The 11,851-nt window shown below is 54.3% G+C and carries 11 protein-coding genes; 10 read left to right on the top strand and 1 reads right to left on the bottom strand.

All coding sequences use genetic code 11. From position 1 onward, the window contains the following. Positions 1–55: 55 nt before the first annotated feature. The 4 genes from araG (at position 56) to otsA (ending at position 4,934) form a co-directional block, all read left to right on the top strand. Positions 56–1,570: an L-arabinose ABC transporter ATP-binding protein AraG gene (gene araG / locus MXM41_RS04715; protein WP_325930207.1), complete on the top strand. Its 1,515-nt coding sequence runs from the start codon at positions 56–58 to the stop codon at positions 1,568–1,570. A gap of 14 nt (positions 1,571–1,584) precedes the next feature. After that, the gene (araH, locus tag MXM41_RS04710) at positions 1,585–2,565 is read left to right on the top strand and encodes an arabinose ABC transporter permease AraH (RefSeq protein ID WP_325930205.1); all 981 of its coding nucleotides are present in this window, start codon (positions 1,585–1,587) and stop codon (positions 2,563–2,565) included. 163 nt (positions 2,566–2,728) lie between these two features. Next, complete coding sequence (gene otsB / locus MXM41_RS04705) at positions 2,729–3,535, top strand: trehalose-phosphatase (RefSeq protein ID WP_325930202.1); 807 nt, start codon at positions 2,729–2,731, stop codon at positions 3,533–3,535. After that, positions 3,510–4,934 (top strand): alpha,alpha-trehalose-phosphate synthase, encoded by a 1,425-nt coding sequence (gene otsA, locus MXM41_RS04700; RefSeq protein WP_325930200.1) that lies wholly within the window; start codon positions 3,510–3,512, stop codon positions 4,932–4,934. Before otsB ends, otsA begins: the two co-directional genes overlap by 26 nt. A 19-nt stretch (positions 4,935–4,953) precedes the next feature. Here otsA and uspC read toward each other — a convergent pair whose 3' ends face one another. Beyond that, a complete protein-coding gene (uspC, locus tag MXM41_RS04695; protein WP_325930197.1) occupies positions 4,954–5,382 on the bottom strand; it encodes a universal stress protein UspC in 429 nt (142 codons plus the stop codon). Between the two features lie 789 nt (positions 5,383–6,171). On the opposite strand from uspC, the gene flhD reads away from it, so the two are divergent. The 6 genes from flhD (at position 6,172) to cheW (ending at position 11,593) form a co-directional block, all read left to right on the top strand. After that, positions 6,172–6,522, top strand: a complete 351-nt coding sequence (gene flhD / locus MXM41_RS04690; protein ID WP_039030858.1) for a flagellar transcriptional regulator FlhD — start codon at positions 6,172–6,174, stop codon at positions 6,520–6,522. A 2-nt stretch (positions 6,523–6,524) separates the two neighbouring features. Further along, a complete protein-coding gene (gene flhC / locus MXM41_RS04685; RefSeq protein WP_325930190.1) occupies positions 6,525–7,103 on the top strand; it encodes a flagellar transcriptional regulator FlhC in 579 nt (192 codons plus the stop codon). Between the two features lie 122 nt (positions 7,104–7,225). Then, positions 7,226–8,113, top strand: coding sequence for a flagellar motor stator protein MotA (gene motA, locus MXM41_RS04680; protein WP_103180094.1), 888 nt, complete (start codon positions 7,226–7,228; stop codon positions 8,111–8,113). Further along, entirely contained in the window at positions 8,110–9,039 is a 930-nt protein-coding gene (gene motB / locus MXM41_RS04675) for a flagellar motor protein MotB (protein ID WP_325930188.1), read from the top strand. Before motA ends, motB begins: the two co-directional genes overlap by 4 nt. A gap of 4 nt (positions 9,040–9,043) precedes the next feature. Continuing rightward, positions 9,044–11,068, top strand: coding sequence for a chemotaxis protein CheA (gene cheA, locus MXM41_RS04670; RefSeq protein WP_325930186.1), 2,025 nt, complete (start codon positions 9,044–9,046; stop codon positions 11,066–11,068). 21 nt (positions 11,069–11,089) lie between these two features. After that, a complete protein-coding gene (gene cheW / locus MXM41_RS04665; protein ID WP_325930184.1) occupies positions 11,090–11,593 on the top strand; it encodes a chemotaxis protein CheW in 504 nt (167 codons plus the stop codon). Positions 11,594–11,851 lie beyond the last annotated feature (258 nt).

The following is an 11,851-nucleotide window of genomic DNA, read 5'->3' as shown; positions in this document are numbered from 1 at the left end:
CGCCCCCCGTCTCTGCGGGGGGCCAGACGTTCACTACTCGATCCTCGGAGACGTTATGCAACAGTCTGAACCGTATCTCTCTTTTCGCGGCATCGGCAAAACTTTTCCCGGTGTCAACGCGCTGACCGACATCAGCTTTGACTGCTACCCGGGTCAGGTGCATGCCCTGATGGGGGAGAACGGCGCCGGAAAATCCACGCTGTTGAAGATCCTCAGCGGAAACTACACCCCCACGACAGGCACGCTGGCCATACAGGGCAAAGAGGTCGCCTTTGCTGACACCACCGCCGCGCTGAACGCCGGTGTCGCCATCATCTACCAGGAGCTGCATCTGGTGCCGGAGATGACCGTGGCGGAGAACATCTATCTTGGGCAGCTTCCGCATAAAGGCGGGTTCGTAAACCGTTCGCTGCTCAACTATGAAGCCGGTCTGCAGCTGAAGCACCTCGGGCTGGATATTGACCCGCAGACCCCGCTCAAATATCTCTCCATCGGCCAGTGGCAGATGGTAGAAATCGCCAAGGCGCTGGCCCGCAATGCCAAAGTCATTGCTTTTGACGAGCCGACGAGTTCGTTGTCGGCGCGTGAAATCGAGAACCTGTTTCGGGTGATCCGCGAGCTGCGTAAAGAGGGGCGCATTATTCTGTACGTGTCGCACCGTATGGAGGAGATTTTCGCCCTCAGCGATGCGATCACCGTTTTTAAAGATGGCCGGTATGTCCGCACCTTCACCGATATGCAGCAGGTTGATCACGATCAGCTGGTCCAGGCGATGGTGGGACGCGATCTGGGAGACATTTATCACTGGTCACCCCGTCAGTACGGCGGCGAGCTGCTGCGCCTCGAAGAGGTCAAAGCACCGGGCGTCCGCACGCCGGTAAGCCTCACCGTGCGCAGCGGTGAAATCGTCGGCCTGTTCGGGCTGGTGGGGGCAGGGCGCAGCGAGCTGATGAAAGGGTTGTTCGGCGGTACCCGCATTACTGGTGGCCAGGTGTTTATTGACGGGCAGCCTGTCGATATTCAGAAACCGGCCCACGCCATTCGCGCGGGGATGATGCTCTGCCCGGAAGACCGTAAAGCCGAAGGGATCATTCCGGTGCACTCGGTGCGGGATAACATCAATATCTCGGCCCGCCGGAAGACCATTCGCGCCGGATGCCTGATTAACGATACCTGGGAAATCAGTAATGCCGATCACCATATTCGTTCGCTCAACATCAAAACGCCAGGTGCAGAGCAACTCATCATGAACCTCTCTGGCGGCAACCAGCAGAAGGCGATCCTCGGCCGCTGGCTGTCGGAAGAGATGAAAGTGATCCTGCTGGATGAGCCGACTCGCGGTATCGACGTGGGCGCCAAGCACGAAATCTACAACGTCATTTACACTCTGGCAAAACGCGGCGTGGCGGTGCTCTTTGCCTCCAGCGATCTGCCGGAGGTGCTGGGCGTGGCCGACCGCATCGTGGTGATGCGTGAAGGGGCCATTGCCGGTGAACTGCTACATGAACAGGCGAATGAACAGCAGGCGTTAAGCCTCGCCATGCCTAAAGTCAGCCAGGCTGTCGCCTGAGTAAGGAGAATAAGATGTCCTCTGTCACTACATCCGGAGCGCCGAAATCGGCCTTCAGCTTTGGGCGGATCTGGGATCAATACGGCATGCTGGTGGTGTTTGCCGTACTCTTCCTCGGCTGCGCCATTTTTGTACCCAACTTCGCCTCCTTCATTAATATGAAGGGGCTGGGCCTGGCGATCTCGATGTCCGGGATGGTCGCCTGCGGCATGCTGTTCTGTCTGGCATCCGGCGACTTTGACCTGTCGGTCGCCTCGGTTATCGCCTGTGCCGGTGTCACCACCGCGGTGGTCATCAACATGACTGAAAGCCTGTGGATTGGGGTGGCTGCCGGGCTGATGCTCGGCGTCCTCAGCGGGCTGGTGAATGGCTTCGTGATAGCGCGCCTGAAAATCAACGCCCTGATCACGACGCTGGCCACCATGCAAATCGTGCGTGGGCTGGCCTATATCATCTCAGACGGTAAAGCGGTGGGGATTGAAGACGAGCGCTTCTTCGCCCTCGGTTATGCCAACTGGCTCGGCCTGCCAGCCCCTATCTGGCTGACGGTGGCCTGTCTTATCATCTTTGGTTTTCTGCTGAACAGAACCACCTTTGGCCGTAACACCCTGGCGATTGGCGGTAATGAAGAGGCGGCGCGTCTGGCGGGTGTCCCGGTGGTACGGACCAAGATTATCATCTTCGTGCTTTCCGGTCTGGTGTCGGCGGCGGCAGGGATTATTCTGGCGTCGCGTATGACCAGCGGTCAGCCAATGACCTCTATCGGCTATGAACTGATCGTCATCTCAGCCTGCGTCCTGGGTGGCGTATCGCTGAAGGGCGGCATCGGAAAAATCTCATATGTGGTGGCCGGGATCCTGATCCTGGGTACTGTTGAGAACGCAATGAATCTGCTGAACATCTCCCCGTTCTCGCAGTATGTGGTACGTGGCCTGATCCTGCTTGCGGCGGTGATTTTCGACCGTTACAAACAAAAAGCCAAGCGTGCCGTTTAACCCCTTCTTCTGCCTTTCTCGACCTAACTTTTAAGTGTAGCCCCCCTTTCCAGCCGCAGCGGGAGAGGGGGTGTCAAATGGCGAGCGCCGTCACACTGTCTATACTTACATGGCTACTGAGATGTTAACAGGTTTCATCTCGCCAACTGTAAGGAGGACCAGGGTGGCCGATACGTTAGCTTCACCGCCTTTATTATCAGAAAATTTTGCGTACTTTTTCGACCTCGACGGGACCCTTGCCACCATCAAGCCGCACCCCGATGAGGTAGTGGTTCCCGCAGAGGTGTTACAGGCACTGAATCAGCTTGCACAGCTGAATGAGGGGGCACTGGCATTGATATCAGGGCGTTCAATGGGTGAGCTGGACAAGCTTGCCGAACCCTACCGTTTCCCGCTTGCCGGTGTACACGGAGCCGAGCGCCGCGACATCCATGGTCATTCGCAATCCGTTTCCCTTCCCTCGGATCTGGTCCAGACGCTGCATGCGCAGTTCACGACGGCGCTTTTAGGTCTGCCCGGCACCGAGCTTGAGGCCAAAGGGATGGCGTTTGCGCTCCACTACCGTCAGGCCCCTGAACACGAGCAGGCGATTTTCGCCCTGGCGGAGCAGGTGGTGCGCGACAACCCGCAGCTGTCACTCCAGCCAGGTAAATGCGTGGTCGAAATCAAACCGAGAGGGATCCACAAAGGCGAAGCTATCTCTACCTTTATGCATGAGGCGCCTTTCCTCGGCAGAACGCCGGTATTCTTTGGTGATGACCTCACCGACGAACACGGCTTTGAAGTGGTCAATCAGCTTAAAGGAATATCAGTGAAAGTCGGCGCAGGAGAGACCAAAGCCAGCTGGCGGCTGGCAACGGTACCTGATGTCTGGCAATGGGTAATAAAAGCCGCTAACCATCAACAAGAACAAGAAATAGCGCAAATCAACAGGAGAAAACCTTATGGGTCGCTTGATCGTAGTTTCTAACCGCATCGCTCCCCCGGATGATAAAAAAGCCAGCGCAGGTGGCCTGGCTGTTGGGGTGCTGGGGGCGTTAAAAAGTACGGGGGGGCTCTGGTTTGGCTGGAGCGGGGAGATCGGCTGTGAGGAAAAGCCGTTAAAAAAGGTGACACGCGGGAACATCACCTGGGCCTCGTTTAATCTGAGTGAACAGAATTACGAAGAGTATTACTGCCAGTTCTCGAACGCTGTACTGTGGCCTGCTTTCCACTATCGTCTGGATCTGGTGAAGTATAAGCGTGAGGCCTGGGAAGGGTATCAGCGGGTCAACGGTCTGCTGGCCGATAAACTGCAGCCGTTAGTCCAGCCAGACGATGTGCTGTGGGTTCATGATTACCACCTGCTGCCGTTTGCCGGTGAGCTGCGCAAGCGCGGCGTGAACAACCGGATTGGCTTTTTCCTGCATATTCCGTTCCCGACCCCTGAGATCTTCAACGCCCTGCCGCCGGGTGAAGAGCTGCTTGAACAGCTTTGCGATTATGATCTATTGGGCTTCCAGACCGAAAACGATCGTCTGGCCTTCCTCGACGCTGTCGCCAGTAAAACGCGGCTAACGGCACATGACGATCAAACGCACTCTGCATGGGGCAAGCGTTTCCAGACGGCGGTCTATCCTATTGGTATTGAGCCGGACGACATCGCCACGCAGGCGTCCGGGCCGCTGCCACCGAAGCTTGCTCAGCTTAAAGAGGAGCTCAAGCACGTAAAAAACATCTTCTCCGTGGAGCGCCTGGATTATTCCAAAGGGCTGCCGGAACGTTTTCAGGCCTATGAGACGCTACTGGATAAATATCCTGAGCATCACGGCAAAATCCGCTATACCCAAATCGCGCCCACCTCGCGCGGCGAAGTGCAGGCCTATCAGGACATTCGTCACCAGCTGGAAACCGAAGCTGGCCGCATTAATGGCCGTTACGGCCAGCTGGGCTGGACGCCGCTGTTCTACCTGAATCAGCACTTTGAACGCAAAATCCTGATGAAAGTGTTCCGCTATGCCGATGTCGGGCTGGTCACGCCGCTGCGTGACGGGATGAACCTGGTGGCGAAAGAGTACGTCGCGGCGCAGGACCCGGCCGACCCAGGCGTGCTGGTATTATCGCAATTCGCGGGTGCCGCCAATGAGCTGACGTCGGCGCTCATCGTCAATCCCTACGATCGGGACGACGTGGCAAATGCCCTGCACCGTGCGCTGAATATGCCGCTAACAGAGCGTATTTCGCGTCATGCGGAGATGATGAAGGTGATCCGCGAAAATGACATAGACCGCTGGCAGGCGCGCTTCATAGAAGATTTGAACGAGATTACTCCCCGAAGCGTGGAGAGCAATCTGCAAAAAAAGGTCGTAACTTTCCCTAAACTGGCCTGAATATATTCCGCTCAGCGTTTTATTCTGCGCTGAGCGGAATTAAAAGTACGTCCACGTGGCTGTTATTGACTATTGTTTTGGCGGAACAGGTTGCGCGCGAAAAAAAACTCTGGTTATGATTTCCGCATATCACTAAATCTATATTCTGCTGTTGACATATATCACTTATTTGCTCGCTTAATTCGCCTGTCGCGCACACTGTTTGCGCGATGGGATATTCTGCGCGGGCAATAAGATCCTCAAGAAATTGTCTGCTTTCCTCCTGAATAACCCCACGAATATCTTCCAGCATCGGTGCTGCCAGTTGATTATACATCTCCGGTTCAGCCGTCAGCGTCACCAGGGTAATACGCGCCCGTGTCGGCCTGGCGATGGCGACGGCTTTGGCGATTAATTGATGGCTTTCTGAAGAAAGTGAAACAGAAACAAGGATATGGGAGTAACTCATTTTACCCGCCTGTAATGTAGGGTTATGGCACATACTTCAGCATTAGCGCGATTACTTTTTTTGCGCAAGAGCCAAAGATGGCATTAGTGTGATACTTATCATAATTATTCATTAATTATTCTTATGCAATGAATAGCGAGGGACTGGACGAAATGGTCAAAACAGGCTTCCTTAACGTAAATCATACAATTTAATGCCCCTGTATTTGAAAGATTTTTTTACATATGCTTCAAAATGCTAATGGTAACGCATGGTAATCAATTATGCTGTTTTTTAACGTAACTGTCTGTTTTTAGTGATAATTAAAAAAGTGTTTCTTTGATAGATATAAAAGAGAATGTTACAAATTTGTGTTTTGTCAACGACACGCAAGTAACATGCCGCCTTTGTTCATACTTCTGCATGAATATTCTTGTCTGGAGAATATATCCGGTACTTAATCGCTTAAAAAACAGCCAAATTAGAAGTGTCGCTGATGGATTTTTGGTTCAAATTCACGTAAATTATGTGATCTACGTCACATTTATTTTAAATTTCAGGCGAGGCCGCATTGTATGTGGTACATGGGACGGGTAAAGTTGCCGCGAATTAGGAAAAATCTTAGTTAATTGTAAGAAGTGTTAAATGTGTAAGAGACAAAACTTGTTTTTCTATACGTGACTCATCGATACAAAACTTAATTCAACTATGCGTTTTAGCCTTTTCTTTTTTTACCGGGGTTTTCCCGGCGACATCACGGGGTGCGGGTCGACCGCACAAGAAATTAAAGTGTTATTCGGGAAGGGATAAATGAATACATCCGAATTGCTAAAACACATTTATGACATCAACCTGTCATATTTATTGCTTGCACAACGTTTGATTAGCCAGGATAAAGCCTCCGCGATGTTCCGTCTGGGCATTCAGGAAGAAATGGCCACCACGCTTGGCGGTTTGACGCTGCCGCAGATGGTGAAACTGGCCGAAACAAACCAGCTGGTTTGCCAGTTCCGTTTTGATAACCACCAGACGATTACGCAGCTGACCCAGGAGTCCCGCGTGGATGACCTGCAACAGGTTCATACCGGCATTCTGCTTTCTACCCGTTTGCTTAACGAAATCAGCCAGCCTGATGACGTAGCCCGTAAGAAAAGGGCATAAAAATGAGTGAGAAGAGCATTGTTCAGGAAGCGCGTGATATTCAGCTGGCCATGGAACTGATTACGCTAGGTGCTCGTTTACAGATGCTTGAAAGCGAAACTCAGCTGAGCCGTGGTCGTCTTATCAAGCTGTATAAAGAATTACGTGGTAGCCCCCCGCCAAAAGGGATGCTGCCATTCTCTACCGACTGGTTTATGACCTGGGAGCAGAATATCCATGCTTCCATGTTCTGTAATGCCTGGCAGTATCTGCTCAAAACCGGCTTATGCAGCGGCGTTGATGCGGTGATTAAAGCTTATAAACTCTATCTGGAGCAGTGTCCGCAGCCTGAAGAGGGCCCGTTGCTGGCGCTGACCCGCGCATGGACGCTGGTGCGTTTTGTTGAGAGTGGATTGCTTGAGCTGTCTCGCTGCAACTGCTGCAACGGCAACTTTATCACCCACGCGCATCAGCCTGCCGGCAGCTTCGCCTGCAGTTTATGCCAGCCGCCGTCTCGTGCGGTAAAAAGACGTAAACTTTCCCGGGATGCTGCCGATAGTAATCCACAACTGCTGGATGAACAGATCGAACAGGCTGTTTAACCCGAACGTGTGGGCAAGATTCCAGCAGCGGTAAGAGATTACCGCTGCTTTTTTTTGCTCCGCAGACGGCTAAACCCCGACCTGCGCATCCTGGCTACAGTCACTAGCGGAAGGATGATGTCGTGCTTATCGTATTAGGTTACCTGGTAGTTCTCGGTACAGTTTTCGGCGGTTATATGATGACCGGCGGGCACCTTGGGGCACTCTATCAACCGGCCGAACTGATTATTATCGGTGGTGCAGGGGTGGGGGCATTTATCGTTGGCAACAACGGCAAGGCGATCAAGGGAACGTTAAAAGCGTTGCCGTTACTGTTCCGTCGTTCGAAATACACCAAAAGTATGTATATGGACCTGCTGGCGCTGCTCTATCGCCTGATGGCCAAATCGCGTCAGCAGGGGATGTTCTCCCTTGAACGTGATATCGAGAATCCCAAAGAGAGCGAGATCTTCGCCAGCTACCCGCGCATCATCGCCGATAAGATGATGCTCGAGTTCATTGTCGACTATCTGCGTCTGATCATCAGCGGCAACATGAACACTTTCGAAATCGAAGCGTTAATGGACGAAGAGATCGAGACCCACGAAAGCGAAGCCGAAGTGCCGGCCAACAGCCTGGCGATGGTGGGGGACTCTCTGCCGGCGTTTGGTATCGTTGCGGCGGTCATGGGGGTCGTTCACGCCCTGGCCTCGGCAGATCGTCCGGCGGCAGAACTGGGGGCGCTGATCGCCCACGCCATGGTGGGAACCTTCCTCGGGATCCTGCTGGCGTACGGTTTTATCTCTCCGCTGGCGACCGTATTACGCCAGAAGAGCGCTGAAACCACCAAAATGATGCAGTGCGTTAAAATCACGCTGCTCTCTAACCTTAACGGTTATGCTCCGCCGATCGCGGTAGAGTTTGGCCGTAAAACCCTGTACTCCAGCGAGCGTCCGTCGTTTATCGAGCTTGAAGAGCACGTGCGCGCGGTGAAGAACCCAAACCAGCAGACGAGCACTGAGGACGCATGAAAAACCAGTCCCATCCCATCGTCATAGTCAAAAAGCGCAAGCATAAAGGGCATGGGGGCCATCATGGCGGCTCATGGAAGATCGCCTACGCCGATTTTATGACCGCGATGATGGCGTTCTTTCTGGTGATGTGGCTGATCTCAATCTCCAGCCCGAAAGAGCTGATTCAGATTGCAGAGTATTTCCGTACCCCGCTGGCGACGGCGGTGTCGGGTGGTCCGCGTATCTCCAACAGCGACAGCCCGATCCCGGGCGGTGGGGATGACTACATGCAAAAGCAGGGCGAGGTGAAGCGCGAGCCGAACATCGACGAGCTGAAAAGACGTATGGAGCAGAGCCGTCTGAAGAAACTGCGTGGCGATCTGGATCAGCTGATCGAAGCGGATCCCAAGCTGCGCGCCCTGCGTCCGCACCTGAAGATCGATTTAGTCCAGGAGGGGCTGCGCATTCAGATTATCGACAGCCAGAACCGTCCGATGTTTAAAACCGGCAGCGCCGACGTAGAGCCCTATATGCGCGACATCCTGCGCGCCATTGCGCCGGTGCTGAACGGGATCCCTAACAGAATCAGTCTTTCCGGTCACACCGATGACTTCCCTTACGCCGGTGGCGAGAAAGGGTACAGCAACTGGGAGCTCTCGGCGGATCGTGCAAACGCATCCCGTCGTGAGCTGGTGATCGGCGGGCTGGACGATGGCAAAGTGCTGCGCGTCGTCGGCATGGCAGCCACCATGCGTGTAACCGACCGCGGTCCGGATGACGCCATCAACCGCCGTATTAGTCTCTTAGTGCTCAACAAACAGGCAGAGCAGGCCATCCTGCACGAAAACGCCGAAAGTCAGAATGAGTCACTGGATGATTTAAAACAGCCAGGCCCTGCGCCTTCGGCTGCCGTTCCAACATCGCCACCAGCCAATCCGAGGTGATAGCGTGAGCATGGATATTAGCGATTTTTACCAGACGTTTTTTGATGAAGCCGACGAACTGTTGGCGGATATGGAGCAACATCTGCTGGACCTGGTGCCCGAAGCACCGGATTCAGAGCAGCTCAACGCCATATTTCGTGCAGCTCACTCCATTAAAGGAGGCGCCGGTACGTTTGGCTTTACCATTTTGCAGGAAACCACCCATCTGATGGAGAACCTGCTTGATGAAGCCCGACGCGGTGAGATGCAGCTCAATACCGACATTATTAACCTGTTTTTGGAAACGAAAGATATTATGCAGGAACAGCTCGATGCCTATAAAAGCTCGCAAGAGCCGGACGCTGCCAGCTTTGAATATATCTGCAACGCCTTGCGTCAGTTAGCGCTGGAAGCCAAAGGCGAGGCGGTAGCCGTTGCCGTCAGCCCGGCGAAACTGAGCGTCGTGGAACCCGAACCTGCGACCGCGCCCGCCGCTGATGACCGTCTGCGCGTGGTGCTCTCCGGGCTGAAAGAGAGCGAAGTTAACCTTCTGGAAGAGGAGCTTAGCAATCTTGCCACCCTGAGCAACGTGGTGAAGGGCAAGGACACGCTGGCCGCCAACCTCGACGGTGGCATCAGCAAAGATGACGTGATCGCGGTGCTCTGTTTCGTTATTGAACCTGAGCAGATCGACTTCGAAACGGTGACCGATGCACCGGCAGCCGAGGCGGTGGAAGAGGCCGAGGTTGTGGCTGCGCCTGCGGTACCGGCTGCATCTGCCGCGCCAGCGCTGAAAGCCGTCCCCGGCGAATCCGCTGCGCCAAACCGCGGCGAGCGTGAAAAACCGGCCGCCCGCTCCAGCGAATCGACCAGCATCCGCGTGGCGGTTGAAAAAGTCGATCAGCTGATCAACCTGGTAGGCGAACTGGTGATCACCCAGTCAATGCTGGCCCAGCGTTCCAACGAGCTGGACCCGGTCAACCACGGGGATCTGATCACCAGCATGGGCCAGTTGCAGCGCAACGCCCGCGATCTGCAGGAATCGGTGATGTCCATCCGTATGATGCCGATGGAATACGTCTTCAGCCGCTTCCCGCGTCTGGTGCGCGATCTGGCCGGTAAGCTCAATAAGCAGATTGAACTGACGCTGATGGGCAGCTCCACCGAGCTGGACAAGAGCCTGATTGAACGCATCATCGATCCGTTAACGCACCTGGTGCGTAACAGTCTGGACCACGGGATCGAACTGCCGGAAAACCGTGTTGCAGCAGGGAAATCCCCGGTCGGAAACCTGATCCTGTCTGCGGAACACCAGGGCGGTAATATCTGCATCGAAGTCACCGATGACGGCGCGGGCCTGAATCGCGAGCGTATTCTGGCGAAAGCGATGTCCCAGGGGATGGCGGTCAGCGAAAACATGACTGACGAAGAGGTGGGCATGCTGATCTTCGCCCCGGGCTTCTCCACCGCTGAGCAGGTGACGGACGTCTCCGGGCGCGGCGTGGGCATGGACGTGGTGAAACGAAATATCCAGGAGATGGGCGGCCACGTTGAGATCAAATCGAAGCAGGGATCGGGGACCACTATTCGTATCCTGCTGCCGCTGACGCTGGCGATCCTCGACGGCATGTCGGTAAAAGTGGCGGACGAAGTATTCATTCTGCCGCTGAACGCGGTGATGGAATCGCTGCAGCCGCGTGAAGAAGATCTGCATCCGCTGGCAGGCGGTGAGCGCGTGCTCGAAGTGCGTGGCGAATACCTGCCGCTGGTCGAACTGTGGAAAGTGTTTGACGTGGACGGCGCGAAAACCGAAGCCACGCAGGGCATCGTCGTTATTTTGCAAAGCGCAGGTCGCCGCTACGCCCTGCTGGTCGATCAGCTGATTGGTCAGCATCAGGTGGTGGTGAAGAACCTCGAGAGCAACTACCGCAAAGTACCTGGTATTTCAGCCGCCACCATCCTCGGGGATGGCAGTGTGGCGCTGATCGTCGATGTTTCGGCGCTTCAGGGATTAAATCGTGAACAACGTATGGCGCACACAGCCGCCTGATTCAGTTAAGAAGGTAAAAAAATGACCGGTATGAGTAATGTAACCAAGCTGGCCGGCGAGCCATCAGGGCAGGAATTCCTGGTTTTCACCTTAGGTGACGAAGAATACGGTATCGATATTCTGAAGGTGCAGGAGATCCGCGGCTATGATCAGGTGACCCGCATCGCCAATACGCCAGATTTCATTAAAGGCGTTACCAACCTGCGTGGCGTTATTGTGCCCATTGTCGACCTCCGCGTGAAGTTCAGCCAGGGCGACGTTGAGTATGATGACAACACGGTGGTGATCGTGCTTAACCTGGGTCAGCGCGTGGTGGGGATCGTCGTTGATGGGGTTTCCGATGTGCTCTCCCTGGCGGCCGAGCAGATCCGCCCGGCACCGGAGTTTGCCGTTACCCTGTCCACTGAATACCTGACCGGTCTGGGTGCGCTCGGGGATCGAATGCTGATTCTGGTGAATATCGAGAAGCTGCTGAACAGCGATGAGATGGCGCTGCTGGATGTGGCGGCGAGCCACGTAGCTTAAGACCATCGCCGCTGCGGCGGCCTGGATTACACCTCAGGGGGCCATGATGGCCCCTTTTTATATTTCATACTCCGCTATGCACCACACCCTCGCTTAATTGTTGCCGACACAGCGAATTTATTATTCACATTGTGAATATATACATAACCAAAATTCAGGTAATGATTTCTCTGGCTTAACTATTACTTAACTGCTATTAAATTTCCCAATGAAAACAAGAAGATATATTGTGATGTATGTCACATTATTTTTATTTTT

The organism is Leclercia adecarboxylata (genome assembly GCF_035787115.1).
Lineage (GTDB): Bacteria > Pseudomonadota > Gammaproteobacteria > Enterobacterales > Enterobacteriaceae > Enterobacter > Enterobacter adecarboxylatus_E.
The sequence above is the reverse complement of the archived record's forward strand: the minus strand, read 5'-3'. Positions and strand labels throughout refer to the sequence as shown.